14 protein-coding genes are annotated in these 16,493 nt (G+C 73.9%); 3 read left to right on the plus strand and 11 right to left on the minus strand.

Annotated elements, in window-relative coordinates; translation table 11 throughout:
* Positions 1–11: 11 nt before the first annotated feature.
* From hpaD to Q0795_RS00250, 3 genes are read right to left on the minus strand one after another with little or no spacing between them, the layout of a single operon-like run.
* Positions 12–1,178: a 3,4-dihydroxyphenylacetate 2,3-dioxygenase gene (hpaD, locus tag Q0795_RS00240; protein ID WP_298885207.1), complete on the minus strand. Its 1,167-nt coding sequence runs from the start codon at positions 1,176–1,178 to the stop codon at positions 12–14.
* Between the two features lie 54 nt (positions 1,179–1,232).
* A complete protein-coding gene (hpaE, locus tag Q0795_RS00245; RefSeq protein WP_298885208.1) occupies positions 1,233–2,765 on the minus strand; it encodes a 5-carboxymethyl-2-hydroxymuconate semialdehyde dehydrogenase in 1,533 nt (510 codons plus the stop codon).
* Between the two features lie 56 nt (positions 2,766–2,821).
* On the minus strand, positions 2,822–4,420 hold the full coding sequence (locus Q0795_RS00250; RefSeq protein ID WP_298885759.1) for a fumarylacetoacetate hydrolase family protein: 1,599 nt from the start codon (positions 4,418–4,420) through the stop codon (positions 2,822–2,824).
* A gap of 175 nt (positions 4,421–4,595) precedes the next feature.
* Here Q0795_RS00250 and Q0795_RS00255 point away from each other — a divergent pair, with 175 nt between their 5' ends.
* Positions 4,596–6,491, plus strand: coding sequence for an FAD-binding monooxygenase (locus tag Q0795_RS00255; RefSeq protein ID WP_298885209.1), 1,896 nt, complete (start codon positions 4,596–4,598; stop codon positions 6,489–6,491).
* Positions 6,492–6,525: 34 nt separating this feature from the next.
* Positions 6,526–7,929, plus strand: coding sequence for an AI-2E family transporter (locus Q0795_RS00260; protein ID WP_298885210.1), 1,404 nt, complete (start codon positions 6,526–6,528; stop codon positions 7,927–7,929).
* A 17-nt stretch (positions 7,930–7,946) separates the two neighbouring features.
* Here Q0795_RS00260 and Q0795_RS00265 read toward each other — a convergent pair whose 3' ends face one another.
* From Q0795_RS00265 to Q0795_RS00280, 4 genes are read right to left on the minus strand one after another with little or no spacing between them, the layout of a single operon-like run.
* Positions 7,947–8,297 carry a 2-polyprenylphenol hydroxylase gene (locus tag Q0795_RS00265; protein ID WP_298885212.1) on the minus strand — a complete coding sequence of 117 codons (351 nt, stop codon included), beginning with the start codon at positions 8,295–8,297 and terminating at the stop codon, positions 7,947–7,949.
* A gap of 22 nt (positions 8,298–8,319) precedes the next feature.
* Positions 8,320–9,735, minus strand: coding sequence for a VWA domain-containing protein (locus Q0795_RS00270; protein ID WP_298885214.1), 1,416 nt, complete (start codon positions 9,733–9,735; stop codon positions 8,320–8,322).
* Between the two features lie 49 nt (positions 9,736–9,784).
* A complete protein-coding gene (locus Q0795_RS00275; protein WP_298885216.1) occupies positions 9,785–11,050 on the minus strand; it encodes a saccharopine dehydrogenase NADP-binding domain-containing protein in 1,266 nt (421 codons plus the stop codon).
* Between the two features lie 37 nt (positions 11,051–11,087).
* Complete coding sequence (locus tag Q0795_RS00280; RefSeq protein ID WP_298885218.1) at positions 11,088–11,675, minus strand: TetR/AcrR family transcriptional regulator; 588 nt, start codon at positions 11,673–11,675, stop codon at positions 11,088–11,090.
* 23 nt (positions 11,676–11,698) lie between these two features.
* On the opposite strand from Q0795_RS00280, the gene Q0795_RS00285 reads away from it, so the two are divergent.
* Positions 11,699–12,805 (plus strand): MFS transporter, encoded by a 1,107-nt coding sequence (locus Q0795_RS00285; protein ID WP_298885220.1) that lies wholly within the window; start codon positions 11,699–11,701, stop codon positions 12,803–12,805.
* 25 nt (positions 12,806–12,830) lie between these two features.
* Here Q0795_RS00285 and Q0795_RS00290 read toward each other — a convergent pair whose 3' ends face one another.
* Genes Q0795_RS00290 through Q0795_RS00305 form a run of 4 tightly spaced genes read right to left on the minus strand, consistent with a single transcriptional unit; the run spans position 12,831 to position 16,397 of the window.
* Complete coding sequence (locus Q0795_RS00290) at positions 12,831–13,517, minus strand: HAD-IA family hydrolase (RefSeq protein WP_298885223.1); 687 nt, start codon at positions 13,515–13,517, stop codon at positions 12,831–12,833.
* Complete coding sequence (locus tag Q0795_RS00295) at positions 13,514–14,743, minus strand: AGE family epimerase/isomerase (RefSeq protein ID WP_298885225.1); 1,230 nt, start codon at positions 14,741–14,743, stop codon at positions 13,514–13,516. The genes Q0795_RS00290 and Q0795_RS00295 overlap by 4 nt, the downstream gene beginning before the upstream one ends.
* Complete coding sequence (locus tag Q0795_RS00300; RefSeq protein WP_298885227.1) at positions 14,740–15,471, minus strand: SDR family oxidoreductase; 732 nt, start codon at positions 15,469–15,471, stop codon at positions 14,740–14,742. Before Q0795_RS00300 ends, Q0795_RS00295 begins: the two co-directional genes overlap by 4 nt.
* Positions 15,468–16,397 (minus strand): hypothetical protein, encoded by a 930-nt coding sequence (locus Q0795_RS00305; RefSeq protein ID WP_298885229.1) that lies wholly within the window; start codon positions 16,395–16,397, stop codon positions 15,468–15,470. The genes Q0795_RS00300 and Q0795_RS00305 overlap by 4 nt, the downstream gene beginning before the upstream one ends.
* Positions 16,398–16,493: the final 96 nt, after the last annotated feature.

Raw genomic sequence — 16,493 nt, forward strand, 5'->3', positions numbered from 1 at the left:
CTCCTCCCTCGTCACAGCTGGTGCCCCAGCTTGTACTCGCCCTTCTTCCAGTCGGGCATCTCCTCGTCCTCGTCGCGACGGGTGTAGGAGAAGCCGTCCGCGCCGATGGTCACCTGCATCTCGGAGTCGTCCGTCCTCGCCACGACCGGCTGCGGGTTGCCGTCGAGGTCGAGCACGAGGGACGCCTCGGTGTACCACGACGGCACCACCGGGTTGCCCCACCAGTCGCGCCGCTGGTTGTCGTGGACGTCCCAGGTGATGACCGGGTTGTCGGGGTCGCCGGTGTAGTAGTCCTGGGTGTAGATCTCCACGCGGTGCCCGTCCGGGTCGCGCAGGTAGAGGTAGAAGGCGTTGGACACGCCGTGCCGGCCCGGGCCGCGCTCGATGGCGTCCGACCGGCGCAGCGCCCCGAGCTTGTCGCAGATCGCCAGGATGTTGTGCTTCTCGTGCGTCGAGAAGGCGACGTGGTGCATGCGCGGGCCGTCGCCACCGGTCATGGCGGTGTCGTGCACGGTCGGCTTGCGGCGCATCCACGCGGCATACACCGTGCCAGCGTCGTCCTGGATGTCCTCGGTGACCCGGAACCCGAGGTCCTGCATGAACCGCGTGGCGCGGGGCACGTCGGGGGTCACCTGGTTGAAGTGGTCCAGGCGCACCAGCGCACCGGGGGTGTAGAGGTCGTAGCGCCAGGCCAGGCGCTCCACGTGCTCGACGTCGTGGAAGAACTCGTAGGGGAAGCCGAGCGGGTCGGTGACGCGGACCGAGTCGCCGACGCCCCGGACCCAGCCCTCGGGGCGCCGCTCCACGCGGCACCCCAGCTCGGTGTAGAACGCGACCGCCCTGTCCAGGTCCTCCGGGGTGCGGACCCGGTAGGAGAAGGCCGCCACCGCGGCGACCGGCCCCTGGCGCAGGACGAGGTTGTGGTGGATGAACTCCTCGATCGAGCGCAGGTAGACGGTCGAGTCGTCCTCCTCGGTCACGGTCAGCCCGAGGACGTCCACGTAGAACGCCCGCGAGGCGGCCAGGTCGGTGACGACGATCTCCATGGAGGCACAGCGCAGGATGTCCGGCGCCGGCACCGAGGGCGTGGGAACCGGGTCGTCGGTGTGGATGGGCGCTTCCTGGGACACGTAGTAGCCCGAGGAGGTGGGGGTCTTGTCGGTATGCCTGTCGCTCATGTCGCGTCCTTGCGAGGTCGGGGTGGTCGGGGCGGCTGCTCGGAGGCCGGGCGGTCAGCCGCCCGCCGGGTCCTGCTTGCCGAAGGTGGGGTGGTGGGCGGCGCCCAGCGTGATGTGCACGGCCTGCTGGTCGGTGTAGAAGTCGATGGAGCGGTAGCCCCCCTCGTGGCCCAGGCCGGAGGCCTTGACGCCGCCGAAGGGGGTGCGCAGGTCGCGGACGTTGTTGGAGTTCAACCAGACCATGCCTGCCTCGACGCTCTGCGCGAAGGTGTGCGCGCGCCGCAGGTCGTTGGTCCAGATGTAGGCGGCGAGCCCGTACTTCACCCCGTTGGCCAGCTCGAGCGCCTCCTCCTCGGTCTCGAAGGGGGTGATCGCGACGACCGGCCCGAAGATCTCCTCCTGGAAGATCCGGGCGTCCCGGGGCACGTCCGCGAAGACCGTGGGGGCCACGAAGTTGCCGGTCTCGAAGCCCTCGGGCCGACCGCCGCCGGCGACCAGACGGCCTTCGGTCTTCCCCAGCTCGATGTAGCCCATGACCTTGTCGTGGTGCTCGGGGTGGACGAGGGCCCCGACCTCGGTCCGCTCGTCGTGCGGGTGCCCCACGACGACGCGCTGCGCCTGCGCGGCATACCGCTCGACGAACTCGTCGTAGACCTCGCGCTGCACGAGGATGCGGCTGCCCGCGGTGCACCTCTCCCCGTTGAGGGAGAAGACCCCGAAGATCGTCGCGTCGATGGCCGCGTCCAGGTCGGCGTCGGCGAAGACGACGGCCGGCGACTTGCCGCCCAGCTCCATCGACAGGCCCTTGAGGTAGGGCGCGGCGTTGGCGAAGATGAGCTGCCCGGTGCTGCTCTCCCCGGTGAAGGAGATGAGCGGCACGTCCGGGTGCTTGACCAGGGCGTCCCCGGCCTCCTCCCCCAGGCCGTTCACCAGGTTGAAGACCCCCTGCGGCAGGCCGGCCTCCTCGAAGATCTCGGCCCACAGCGAGGCCGACAGCGGGGTGAACTCGGCCGGCTTGAGGACCACGGTGTTGCCGGTGGCCAGGGCCGGGCCGAGCTTCCACGACTCGAGCATGAAGGGCGTGTTCCACGGGGTGATGAGCCCGGCGACGCCGATCGGCTTGCGGTTGACGTAGTTCACCTGGCGTCCGGGCACCTTGTAGGTGTCGTCCGCCTGCGCCACCACCAGGTCGGCGAAGAACCGGAAGTTCTCCGCCGCGCGCCGGGCCTGGCCGAGGGCCTGGGTGATCGGCAGCCCCGAGTCGAAGGACTCCAGCTCGGCCAGCCGGGCGTCCCGCGACTCCACGATGTCGGCGATCCGGTGCAGGACCCGGCTGCGCTCCCGGGGCAGCATCCCCGGCCAGGGCCCCTCGGTGAACGCACGGCGCGCGGCGGCGACGGCCCGGTCGACGTCGGCCTGCTTGCCGGCCGCCGCCTGGAGGTACGTCTCGTTCGAGACGGGGTCGAGCACCTCGAAGGTCGCCCCGTCGAGGGAGTCGACGAGCTCGCCGTCGATGTAGTGCTGGATGCGCTCGGGCAGGTCCGCGGGGACGTGTCCGGTGACGGTGGCGTCGGTGGTGTGGTTCATCGTGCTCCTCCTGAGGTCCTCGGTGTCTGACCGTGTCTACGTCCTGAGCGCGCCGCTCAGCCCTGCTCGCTGCGCCATGCGTCGTACCTCGCCCGCCACCCGGCGTCCATCGGGAAGAGCCCGTCGACGGGGTGGCCCTCGGCGACCCGCTCGGCGATCCACGCGTCCTCGGACTCCTTGGCGAGGGCGGCGTCGGCGACCTCGCGGGCCAGGCCCGGCGGGATGACGACGACCCCGTCCGCGTCGCCGACGAGGATGTCGCCGGGCTGGACCGTCGTGCCTCCGCAGGCGATGGTGAGGTCGTGGTCCCAGGGCACGTGCCGGCGGCCCAGGACCGCCGGGTGGGCGCCCGCGCTGTAGACGGGGATGCCGACCGCGGCGACCGCGTCGTGGTCCCGCACGCCGCCGTCGGTGACGATGCCGGCTGCCCCGTTGGCGTGGGCCCGGATCGCGAGGATGTCGCCGAGGGTCCCCGAGCCGGCCTCGCCGCGGGCCTCGATGACGACGACCTCGCCCTCGCGCACGGCGTCGAAGACCCGCTTCTGCGCGTTGTAGCCCCCGCCGTGGCTGCGGAAGAGGTCCTCGCGGTTGGGCACGAAGCGCAGGGTGCGGGCCACCCCCACGAGCTTGGCGCCGGGGTGCAGCGGACGCACCCCGTCGATGGTGACGTTGTCGAGGCCACGCTGCCGCAGCTGCTGCGACAGCCCGGCGACGGGCACCTGCCGGAGCAGCTCCCGCAGGTCGGGGTCGAGGCCCGGTCGGGCCGCGGTCTCCCCCTCGGCCGCGGTGTCCCCGCCCGCGGTCTCCTCACCCGCGGTGTCGCCACCCGCGGCGTCCGCGGTCGACAGACCGGCCGCCTCCCGGGAGCCCCACGCCTCGGCCCGTTGCGTGTCGTCGACCGAGGGCAGCGAGCCCAGGCCCGGGTCGAAGCCGCGCTCCCCCTCGACCACGGTGGTGACGAGCCGACCGCTGCTGGGGGTGCCCTCGGCGGTGGGGGCGTCCACCTCGACCTCGACCACGTCACCGGGGACGACGACCGAGGATCCGGCCGGGGTGCCGGTGAGGATGACGTCGCCGGTCTCCAGGGTGAGATGCTGGGCGAGGTCGGCGACGATCTGCGGGAGGGTGAAGAGCAGGCCCGCGGTGGTGTCCTCCTGCACGAGGTCGCCGTTCACCCACGTGCGGACCCGCAGCGCGGCCGGGTCGACGGTGCTCGCGTCCACGAGCGCCGGACCGACCGGGGTGTACCCGTCCCGTCCCTTGGACCGGGTGTTGGACCCCTTGTCGTTGGCGCGCAGGTCGTAGAGCCCGAGGTCGTCGGCGGCCGTCACCCACCCGACGTGCGACCAAGCGTCCTGCTCGGTGACGTGGCGGGCCGGCCTGCCGATGACGAGGGCCACCTCACCCTCGAAGGCCAGCAGCTCGGTCCCCGGGGGCCGCTCGACCGTGCTCGGGGACGCGGCCACCGAGCTCGACGGCTTGAGGAAGTAGGACGGCGCCTCCGGTCGACGCCCGCGCTGGTCGGCGCGGGAGCCGTAGCTGAGGTGGACCGCGATGACCTTGCCGGGCCGGCACGGCAGGGCGGCGAAGCGCGGGTCCCGGCCCTCCCCCGGGGCTGCGGCGTCGGGGCCGTCCGCGGTGCGGTCGGCCGGCATCGGAGCTCCCTCGCTCATCATCATGGCTAGACCGTAGCCGGAGTCCGTGGTCCCGCCGAAGGGGACCACGGCCCGCGGGTCCGACGGGTCCGATCCCGTCCCGGCCCGCCGTGCGATGCTGACCCGGTCCGCGCAGCGCAGCCCGCCGTCCCCGGTCGACGAAGGAGTCACCAGCATGCAGTTCCACCACCACGGCTACGTCTCGGGCGACCCGCGCGTGCAGGAGGCCGCCGGCACCGGGGTGGACCGACCCACCGAGCTCCCGGACACCACCGACGTGCTGCTCGTCGGCTCCGGCCCGGCCGGCATGCTCCTGGCCGCCCAGCTCTCGCAGTTCCCCCAGGTGTCCACCCGGATCATCGAACGTCGGGACGGACGGCTGCCGCTGGGCCAGGCGGACGGCATCCAGCCGCGCAGCGTCGAGACCTTCCAGGCCTTCGGCTTCGCCGAGCGCATCGTCGCCGAGGCCTACAACATCGCCTACATGAACTTCTGGGGCCCCGACCCGGAGAACCCGCAGAACATCGTCCGCACCGCCCGGACCGAGGACTACGGGCTCAAGATCAGCGAGTTCCCCCACCTCATCGTCAACCAGGCGCGGGTGCTCGACTACTTCGCCGAGGCCGCGCGCCACGGACCCGGGCGCATCGTCCCGGACTACGGCGTCGAGTTCCTCGGGCTCACCGTGCACGAGGAGGGCGAGCACCCCGTCGAGGTCCGGGTCCGGCACGTCGCCGGTGACCGGGAGGGCCAGGAGCGCACGGTCCGGGCGAGGTATGTCGTGGGCTGCGACGGCGCGCGCAGCGGGGTGCGCGAGGCCATCGGGCGGCGACACACCGGGCAGTCCGCCGCCCACGCGTGGGGCGTGATGGACGTGCTGGTCAACACCGACTTCCCCGACTGGCGCACCAAGTGCGCGATCAACGCCGAGGCCGGCAACATCCTGCACATCCCGCGCGAGGGTGGCTACCTCAGCCGGATGTACATCGACCTCGGCGAGTCGCCCGAGGACCCCGACCACGCCATCCGCCGCACACCGATCGAGGACATCATCCGGCGGGCCAACGAGATCCTGCACCCCTACTCCATCGACGTGCAGGAGGTCGCCTGGCACAGCGTCTACGAGGTCGGCCACCGGGTGACCGACAAGTTCGACGACGTGCCGGAGGGCTCGGACCGTGCGCCCCGGGTCTTCCTCACCGGCGACGCCTGCCACACGCACAGCGCCAAGGCGGGCCAGGGCATGAACGTCTCGATGCAGGACGGCTTCAACCTCGGCTGGAAGCTCGGGCACGTGCTCACCGGGCTCAGCCCCGCCTCGCTCCTGGCGACCTACTCCGCCGAGCGCCAGCCCGTCGCCCAGGAGCTCATCGACTTCGACCGCGAGTGGTCCTCCCTCATGGCGCGCAAGCCGCAGGACATCTCCGACCCCTCCGAGCTGGCCACCTTCTACCTGGGCACCGCCGAGTTCCCCTCCGGGTTCATGACGCAGTACGCGCCCTCGACCCTCGTCGCGGACACCGGCCACCAGGAGCTCGCCGAGGGGTTCCCGCTGGGCAAGCGGTTCAAGTCCGCCGAGGTGGTCCGGGTCTGCGACGGCAACGCCGTGCACCTCGGGCACCACGCGCGGGCCGACGGGCGCTGGCGGATCTACGCCTTCGCCGACGGCCCGGCCCCCGGCGAGCCCTCGGCGCTCTCGGACTGGGCCGCCTGGGTGGCCGGTCCGGCCTCGCCGGTCTCCCGGTTCACTCCCGAGGGGGCCGACCCCGACGCGGTCTTCGACGTCAAGGTCGTCTACCAGCAGGGTTATGAGGACGTCGACCTCGGCCGGGTGCCCGCGGTGTTCCTGCCCCGCAGCGGTCCGCTGCACCTCACCGACTGGGAGAAGGTCTTCGCCGCCACGCCCAACGCCTGGACGGACACGGACATCTTCGTCGAGCGCGGGCTGTCCCGGGACGGCGTGGTGGTCGTCGTGCGGCCGGACCAGTACGTCTCGGCGATCCTGCCGCTGACCGAAACGGAGGAGCTGGACGCCTACTTCGCGGCGAACATGCTGGAGCCCCGTCGCTGAGTGCGGCACCCGGCGGGAGCCTATGCTGCCAGACATGCCGATCCACGACCTGCCCCACGAGGCCCGCATCGCCGCCTCGCTCGACGTCAGGGCCGAGGAGCCCGCCGCCGAGCCGGGCCACCGGCCCCCCACCGTGCCCGGGTCGCGTCCGCAGCCCGCCGGCCCCCCGGCGCCGACCACCAACGTCGGGGTCGACCGGATGCGAGTCATCGGCGACGGGTTCCGGTTCGTGACGGCCTGGTCGCTGCGGGCGATCATCGTGGCGGCGGCGCTGTGGCTGCTGTGGTGGGTCCTCGACAAGGTCTGGTTCGGGGTCCTGCCGATCCTGCTCGCCCTCATCGTCGCGACCGTCCTGGCGCCCGTGGTGCAGCTCGGGCGGCGCATCGGGCTCCCGGCGAGCCTGTCGACCATCCTCACCCTGCTGCTGTCCCTGGCCCTCCTCGCCGGGGTCATCGCCGGTCTCGTGCCCTCCATCGCCACCCAGTCCCGGGAGATCTTCGGCCAGGCCGGCGAGGGCGTCGGGCAGGTCCGCAGCTGGATCAGCGGACCACCGCTGAACCTGGACGACGCGCAGGTCGACGAGTACCTCAACTCCGCCGTCTCCTGGATCCAGGAGCGCAGCAGCGAGGCCGCCGGCGCCGTCGCGTCCGGTCTCGGCGCCGTGGGGTCCGCCCTGGTCACGCTCGCCCTCATGCTGGTCCTGCTCTTCTTCTTCCTCAAGGACGGCCCCCAGTTCCTCCCGTGGGTGCGGCGCACCACCGGTCGCACGGTCGGGCGCCACCTCACCGAGGCCCTGACCCGGATGTGGAGCACGCTCGGCGGCTTCATCCGCACCCAGGCCATCGTCAGCGCCGTCGACGCCGTCCTCATCGGAGCGGGGCTGCTCATCCTGCAGGTGCCGCTCGCGCTGACCCTGGCGGTCCTCACCTTCCTCGGCGGCTTCATCCCCATCGTCGGCGCCGTCGTCGCCGGCGGCATCGCGGTGCTCGTCGCCCTCGTCACCCAGGGCCTCACCAGCGCGCTCATCGTCCTGGGCATCGTCATCGCCGTGCAGCAGATCGAGGGCAACGTGCTGCAGCCGATGCTCCAGGGCCGCAGCATGCAGATGCACCCCGGGATCATCCTGCTCGCCGTCGCCGGGGGGAGCACCCTCTTCGGCATCATCGGCGCCTTCCTGGCAGTGCCGTTCGCCGCGACCTTCGTCGTGGGCCTGCGCTACCTCAGCGAGCAGGTCGACCTGCGCAGCGGAGACCTCAGTGCCGCCGAGGTCCCCTTCGCCACGCCGGAGGGCTACGTGGCGGGGGCGCAGGCGGAGCACGCCGCCATCTCGGCCCGGGAGGCCGAGCAGGAGGCGATGACGGCCGCGCAGCACGGCTCGGTCGCCTCAGCCGCGCCTCCCCGGCCCGGCTTCCTCGCCTGGCTCTGCGGGCGGCACTGACGACCGCGACGGGTCCGTCAGTCCGGGTCGTCCGGGTCGTCCTCTCGGTCACCGGTCCCGGTGTCGTCCAGCGCGTCCAGGTCGCGCAGCGCGGTCTTCCACCGCTCGCGGCGCTCCTGCTCGTCCTGGTCCCACCACGGCTCGCCGCGCTCCCCCAGCCCGTGCTTGGCCAGGTCGACCCGGCGCCGTGCGGGCGCCGGGTCCTCACCGGCGGCCCGGAGCGCGCGCACTCCTGACCGGCCACGACCCAGGTGTGAGAGCAACCGCCGAGTCACGTCCTCGGGCAGCGACGGGTCCTGCCGGCGCCAGCGACGGCCGCGCACGACCAGCCAGCGCTCGTCGTCGACCGGCGCCTCGCTCTCCCTCACGCCGTCCCCCACCGGTCCGCGCTCAGTCGCCGCGCTGCTGGCGGTAGTACTCCGACCACCGGGCGTTGCCCTCGTCGTAGACCTCCTGCCAGCTGCGGTTCTTCTCGCGGTAGGCCGCCCGCCAGTTGGAGTTCTTGCGGTCCAGTGCCCAGCGCCACATCTCGTTCTTGCGGTCCAGCGCCCACCGCCAGACCTCGTTCCCGGTGGCGCGGTCGACGACGTCCTCGTCCCGTAGGCGGGAGGCGAGGTCCATCGCCCGCTGCCCCTCGTCCTGCGCGCCGTCCATCAGCCGTCGCCCGACCTCGCTGGCCTCCTCCATCGATGCCCGGCCCTCGTCCTGGACCCGCTGCAGCTCGGCCTGCCGCCACTCGCTCCAGGCGTCCATCATCCGGGAGTACTCCTGCGCCCAGTACTCCTCCAGGTCCGCCCCCGAGTCGACGTCGGTGAACTCACCGCCCCCCGCCTCGGCCATCGCGCGCAGCGCCTGCTGGTCGGCGTCACCGACCTCGAAGCCGATGACGTTGACGACCGGCTCGATGCCGGACCCGGCCAGGTCCTCGGCCGCCTCGACCGGGTCGCCCCCGCAGGACTCCAGACCGTCGGTCACGACATACACGATCCCGTCGCTGGCGTCCTCGGGGATGTCCTCGGCCGAGTCGGTGACCGCGCGCGCGAGCGGGGTCCACCCCACCGGCTGCACCTGCGTCAGTGCCTCCTGCAGGCCCTGGCCCGCGGCCTCGCCCTCGAACACGACCTCGCTGGAGGTGCACGAGTCGGCCTTGCCGGCGTCGGTGTTGTCGCCCTCGTGGCCGAAGATCCGCAGGCTCAGCGTCGACCCCTCGGGCAGGGCCTCGGCGAAGTCGGCGATCGCCGCCGTCGCCTCCGCCATCCGCGTCCCACCCCTGGCCTGCGCCGACATCGAGCCGCTGGCGTCCAGCACGACCGCGAAGTGGTTGATGCCGACGGTCTCGACCTCCGGCGCCTCCCCCTGCGTCGGTCCGTCCGAGACCTCCGAGAGGCTCGGGTCGAAGAGGATCGCAGCCTGCACGTCCTCGGCGTAGTCACCCTGCACCTGGGACTGGATGGCCCGCTGCCACTCCGCGGCGCTGCGCGGCTCCATCGACAGCACCGCCTGGTAGGCCGCCTCCTCGGCGTAGGCCTCGCCGGCGTAGGGCCCGGGGGCGTACATGAACTCCTGCTCGACCTCGGTCAGCTCGCGCGGGGCCTCCGGCCACTCGACCGGCACCAGCTCGGGCACGGCCGAGGAGGTGGACGGCGCCGTGCTGGCGACCGCGTCGTCCGGGCCGGGTGACGGGCTGGTCACCCCGGCCGCCTCGGCCTGAGCCGGGTCGCTCGACTCCGGCCCGGCACCCCCGTCGCAGCCGGCCAGCAGCAGCGCCCCGGTGAGCGCCACCGCGACCACCCCAGAAATCCTCATCGTGCCTCCACGTCCCACGTCCCGCGCCGCGCGGCGCACGTGCGGGAGACTACCGGAGGCCCCTGCGCCCACCCCTGGCCCGAGGCGTCGTGGGGCCGTCCACGCGTCGCACGTCCACCGTGAAGCCCTGGCTGCGCAGCGCCTCCACGAGGTCGTCCCCGAGCGCCACCGCGGGGGTCAGCACCCCGCCGTCGCGGCCCGGCTCGTCGCGGGTCGCGAGCAGCGCGAGGGCCGACTGGCCGAGCATCACGGACGTGGCGGCATACCCGGGGTCGCCCTGGGCGGCGACGGTCGCGGCATACCTCGAGCCGTCCTCGGTCGTGGTCGTCGTCTCGGTGCGGAACGACCCGGCCTCGCGCCGCTCCCGGCTCGGGCCCTCCCCGGGCGAGGGCAGGCCGCGGTCCACCAGGGAGCGCAGCCCCGGCATTGCCGTCGCCCCCACGAGCCCGCCCATCGCGGCGACCAGCGCCCGGGCCCGCAGGGCGCCGCGCACGCCCCGCCCGGTGGCGACGAGCTCGCGGTAGCGGAAACGGGGTCCGTAGGCGCCGCCGAGCAGCGCGTCGGAGCGCCGCACGACCCGGGTGTTGTAGGGCGCCATGACGAAGGGGGCCGCCCACCTGCCGGTGTGCTCCTCCACGAAGGGGCGCCAGTGCTCGCGCTGGCCCGGCGCGCCGCGGTGGCCGCCGCTGAGGGCGAAGGGGTCGTGGACGACCCGGCGCAGGGCGGGGTCCTCGCGGGTGCGCCGCAGCTGGACCCGCAGCGAGTCGACGGTGCCACCGCTGACCCCGCCCCTGCCCTCCCGCACCCACAGCGTGGTGTCGGTGAGACCGCCGGCACCGTCGGCCTGCGCAGCGCGCTGGAGCAGGTGCACCCCCAGGTCGGAGGGCACCGAGTCGAAGCCGCAGGACACGACGATCCGCGCGCCGCTCTCCCGGGCCCGCTCGTGGAAGCGGTCGACCACCTCGCGGACGAAGAGCACCTCACCGGTCAGGTCGGCGTAGTCCGCTCCCGCGACGGCGCACGCCTCGACCAGGGGTATGCCGTGCCGCTGGTAGGGCCCGACCGTGCTGACGACGACGCGGGACCGTGCGGCGAGCGCCCGCAGGGTGACGGGGTCGCCGGAGTCCGCGACGAGCAGCGGCCAGTCCGCAGCGCGTGCCCCCAGCGCCGACCGGACCTGCTCGAGGCGCTCCCGCGAGCGTCCGGCCAACCCGACGACCACCCCGTCGGGCGCGGCCTGCGCGAGGTGCTCGGCGACCAGCCGACCGACGAAGCCGGTGGCGCCGAAGAGGGCGATGTCGATGTCGCGTGCCATGCCCCCATCGTCACCCACCACCGGGGTGCTCACCCGGTCAGCCCGGGCTGCCCCAGCCGAGCACGGCCCGCGCCGCCTCGGCGGCCCGCTCGGCCGGGTTCTGCGGGACGCCACGCAGCAGGCTGGCCAGGGCGCCGTTGTAGAGGAGCAGGACGGTGTCGGCGATCGCCTCGGCCCGCTCCGGGTCGACCTCGGCGGCCAGCTCGCGCAGCCGACCGACGAGACCGGCCGTGTCCGCGTCGACCAGGTCCCCGGCGCGGTCCTCACCCTCCGCCCCACCCGACGACGCAGGGCGCTCGGAGGCCGTCGCGAGGAAGGAGCACCACTGGGCCGACGACGAGCGGGCCCGGAAGGCCACGAGCGCGTCGAAGACGGCGAGCACCCGCTCCTGCGGCCCCGGGGCGGCCGCGACCTGCTCGTCCCACACGGCCCGCCAGCCGTCGAGCCGACGCTGCAGGACGTCGGCCAGCAGACCGTCCTTGCTGCCGGTGTGGGCGTACAGCGTGACGACCGAGACCCCGGCGACGGACGCCACCCGGTCGACGCCGGTGGCCGCGATGCCCTCGGTGAAGAACAGCGACTCGGCCGCGTCCAGGATCCGGGTGCGGGTCTGCTCCTTGGTCATGGACCTAGTGTAACGTGCGTTTCATGCTGAAACGATCGTTACAATTTGCTCCAGCGCCGACCTCGCGCTCGCCGCTGCCCCTCGTGCTGGCCGGTGTGGTGCTCATCGCCGGTACCTACGGCATGGCGCGGTTCGGTGTCGGCCTCCTGCACCCGCAGATGGTCGCCGGACGACCGGACCTGGACGGGGCGCTGCGGCCGGCAGGGACGGCTCAGTTCACGTCCTACTGCCTCGCGGTCCTCGTGGGGGGCCGGCTGGCCATGAGGCAGGCGCGGCGCCTCGCGCTCGCCGCCGGCCTCGTCGCCGGGGCCGGCGCCCTGGGGCTCATGCTCGCGCCGGACGTCGCTACCTTCACCGCCGCCGCCTTCGTCGCCGGGGCCGGGGCGGGTCTGGCCTCCCCGGCCCTGGTCCCGCTCCTGGACCGCGCGGTGCCCACCGCGCGGTCCGGGCTGACGCAGGCCGCGGTGAACTCGGGGACCGCCGTGGGCCTCCTCGTCGTCGGCACGGTGGTGCTCGTGACCAGCGCCGCGCTCACCCCGTGGCTCATGGTCGCCGTCGTGTGCGTCGGGGCCGGGTGGGCCGTGCACAGGCTGGCGCCCGCGGTGCGCGTCGTCGAGCCAGGGGCCGTGCCGGACGTCGAGCCAGGAATCGCGCCGGACCGGGTCGCGGGGGCCGCCGTCGCCGCCCGCGGGATGTCGCTCCCCTGGCTGCTGGCCGCGGCGGCGGGGGGCGTCTCGGCCTACGTCTGGACCTTCGGCCCCTCCGAGGTGGTGCGGGACACCGACCTCGGCACCGAGTACATCGGCTGGCTCTGGGTGGCCGTCGGGGCCGGTGGGCTGATCGGGGCCGTCGCGGGTCGGCTGGTCGACCTCACCGGCCCGTTCCTGGCCTTCCTCGCCTGTGCGGCAGCCATCCTCCTGGCCACCACCGTCGTGTCGACGGCCACGCAGCCGTGGCCCGCGGTGCTGGGCCTGGCGCTCTTCGGCGCCGCCTACATGGCGCTGACCGGGACCCTCATCCTGTGGGGGCGGGTGCTGCGACCACGGGACGCGGGGCAGGCCACCGCGTGGTTGTTCCTCGCGCTCTCGGTGGGCCAGGCGGTGGGCACCGTGCTCGTCGGCCCGGCGTGACGACCAGCGGCCCGAGCCCCGCGGCTCACGCGCGGAGGGCGAGCCACGCCCCCTCAGAGTCGACGCCGAGGCGCACCCAGGAGAGGTCGGGAACGACGAGGTCGGCCTCGCCCAGCTGCCCCCGCGGGGTGGTGGTGAGCAGCCCCAGGGTCGCGGCACCGGCCGCCCGGCCGGAGCGCAGGCCGGCCGGAGAGTCCTCCACCACCAGGCAGCAGGCCGGGTCCACGCCCAGCCTCGCGGCCGCCTCCCGGTAGGGGGCCGGGTCGGGCTTGCCCCGCTCCACGTCGTCGGCGCAGACCAGCACCGCGGGCTCGGGCAGCCCGGCGGCCCGCAGCCGCGCCGAGGCCAGGGCTCGGTCGGCCGAGGTCACCACCGCGGCCCGGTCCCCGAGCGCACCCAGCGCGTCGACGGCGCCCGGCAGCGCCTCCACGTCGCCGAGGTCGCCGAGCTCGATCTCGTCGAAGACCGCCCCGGCGAGCTCCAGGTCGAGCCCGAGGTCGAGCTCGCGGTCCAGACGGGCGATGGTCTGCCCGCTCGGCATCCCGTGCGTCTCCCCGAGCCGCCCGGCCGGGACGCCGAAGCGACGGGCCCAGGCCTCCCAGCTGCGCCGCACCGCGGCCGCGGAGTCCACGAGGGTGCTGTCGCTGTCGAGCAGGACGGCCTGGAAACGCTCCGCGGTCACCTGTCGCCGGCCCGGGGCAGGTCCGCTCACCCCGCCCACGTCGCCACCCCGGCGGCGAACGACGCCGCCCCGGGCACGTCGGCGACCAGCGACGCCTGGTAGGCGTGGTAGGCGTCGGGGCGTCCGGACCAGGTGCGCGCGCTGGGCCGGTTGTGCCGGTCCAGCTCGTGCCGCCACGACCGGCCGTCGGCGTCGACCAGGTAGCGGTCGGCATAGCTCCACCAGCGCTCCAGGTCGACGGCGTGCCGCGCCTCACCGGTGACCCAGTGGAGCACGGTCGAGGTGGCGATGGCCTCGGTGAGGACCCAGTGCATCCGCTCGTGCACCACGGGTCGACCCTCCCAGTCGGTGGTGTAGACGAAGCCGTCCTGCCCGTCGGCGGCCCAGCCGTCGGCCACCGCGCGGTCGGCCAGGTGCACCCCGGCCTCCAGCAGGGCGTCGTCGGTCTGCTCGCCGGTGGTGGCCAGCGTCACGAGGAGCCGGGACCACTCCAGTCCGTGCCCCACGGTCGCGCCGTAGGGACGGAACGGGTCGGCCGGGCGGTCCGCGTGGTGCTCCGGCAGCGGCGTCCAGGCGGCGTCGAAGTGCTCCGGGATGCGCCAGGAGCGTTCCTCGGCCCAGCCGACGACCCGGCCCGCGATCCGCAGCGCCCGCTCGCGCCACCGGGGCCCGGCGCCGGCCGCCCACGCGGCCAGGTAGGCCTCGACGGTGTGCATGGCGGAGTTGATGCCGCGGTAGGGGTCCAGCTCGGACCACGACGCGTCCCACTCCTCCACCACCATCCCCTGCTCCTCGTCCCAGAAGCGTCGCTCCTGGACGGTGAGCGAGGCCTCCAGCAGCTCGTCCGCACGCGGTATGCCGGCCGTGCGCGCGGTGCTCGCCGCCAGCACCACGAAGGCGTGGGCGTAGGCCTGCTTGGTGGGGGCCTGCACCGACCCGTCGCGGACCGCCGCGAACCAGCCGTCGTGCTCGGCGTCCCGCAACGGGCCGTCCAGCAGCGCCGCCACGCCGTGCGCCGCCAGCTCGGCCAGCTCCCCCCGCCCCGGTCCTCCGGGCGCCGCGGGGTCGCCGGCCAGGAGGCCCAGCGCGAAGACGTGGGTCATCCGGCAGGTGACGTAGAGCTCCACGGGGTGACCCGGGTCCACCGCACCGTCGTCGTCGAGGTAGCCGAAGCCCTCGGGCACCCGCGAGCCCTGCGCGAAGCGCAGCAGCTCCGCGCGCCGCGCGCGCCGGTAGTCCCGTCCGCCGGGGCTCACCGGCACGTGTACCCCCCGTCGACGGGCAGGTGGGCGCCGGTGATCATCGAGGCGCCCTCGCCGAGGAGGAAGACGACGGGCGCCGCGACCTCGGCCTGCGTCGCCCAGCGCCCGAGCGGCATCTGCTCCAGGAACGGCGGGCCGACGTCCTCGCGACCCCAGTAGAACTCCGACATCTCGGTCATGACGACCGTCGGGTGCACGCTGTTGACCCGGATGCCGTGCGGACCGAGCTCCAGGGCGCTGACCCGGGTGATGTTGTCCAGCGCGGCCTTGGACGAGCCGTAGGACACGTGGTTCGGCAGCGCCACGAGCGAGGCCTGGCTGGACACGTTGACGATGGAGCCGCCGGCGCCCAGCCGGATCATGGTGCGGGCGGCGTACTTGATGACGAGCAGGGCGCCGCGCGCGTTGACCGCCATCGCGCGGTCGAAGACCTCGATGTCGGTCTCGGTGGGCGTCGCGATCTCGCCACCGAAGCCACCGCAGTTGACCACGCCCCACAGGTCGAGGCCGTCCAGAGCCGCGGCGATCTGCTCCTCGGAGGCGAGGTCGAACAGCACGGTGCGCACCCCCGTCTCGGCGACGAGGTCGGCGAGCGACTCCGGCGTGCGGGCCGCGGCGACCACGTCGGCCCCGGCCGCGACGAGGTGGCGCACGATCTCGGCGCCGATGCCGCCGGAGGCCCCGGTGACGAGGACGGTCCTGCCGTCCAGACCGCCGCTCACGCGGGGACCCCGACGGAACCCGTGGCGGTCGCAGCGTCCCTGACGGCACCGTCGATGGTGGCGGACAGCTCGGCCAGCCGCGGCTGGGCCCGGGTGCTGAGCAGCTCCTCCCGCTCCCCGGCCGTCATGGCCAGGCTGTCCTTCCACAGCGAGCGGCCGGCCATGGCCCCGGCGGCACCGTGCTCGACGGCGGTCCGCACCTGCTCCACGAAGGTGGCGTGGTCCACGCCCGCCGACAGCACGGCCCAGGGCACGTCGCCGGCGGCCGCGCTGACCTCGGCGCACGCCTGCGCCGAGCCCGGGTAGGCCAGCTTGAGCACCTTGGCGCCGTGCTCCACCGAGACCCGCGCGGAGTCCACGACCAGCTGGCCGAAGCGCGCGGCATACTCCTCCGGCGACTCGTCCTCGAGCCGGTAGGTGAGGATCTCGACGATGAGCAGGAGGCCGGCCGCCTCGCAGCCGGCGACGAGCGCCTCCATCTCGGCGGCGACCCGCTCGACGGACGCCGGCTGGTCGGGCCGCAGGTACCACAGCATCTTGGCGGCGTCCCCGCCCAGCTCGCGCACCGTCGCGGCGGTGACCCCGGGCACGTAGCGGGTGTAGCGCAGCCCGTCCACGGTCTCGAAGCCGGAGGCGTCCATGCCCACCACCAGGGCGGTGCCGGCGGCGAGGGTGCCCTCGTCGACGACCTTGGGCAGGGCGACCTCGGGGTCGAGCAGGATGGCGGGGGCGTGGTTGCCCAGGTGCGCGACGAGGTCGGACTTGGCCTCGGCCAGCTCCTCGACCGAGATGCCCTCCGGGCCCTCGGGGCCGTTCATCACGGCCTTCATGCCGTTGCGCTGGTCCGCGGCGACGACGAGCATCCGGCCGGCGGGGGTGGTGAGCCGGGAGAAGGCGCGGCGCTCGAGCGTGGACAGGGTGTTCATGTGGATCGCTCCTCGTGGGTTGCGGGGGTGGTGCGGTTCAGGGGTGGGGACGGTGCTGTTCAGGGGTGGGGACGGTGCTGTTCAGGGCGGCGGTGG

It is taken from the genome of uncultured Serinicoccus sp., from assembly GCF_947487915.1.
Taxonomy (GTDB): Bacteria; Actinomycetota; Actinomycetes; order Actinomycetales; family Dermatophilaceae; genus Ornithinicoccus.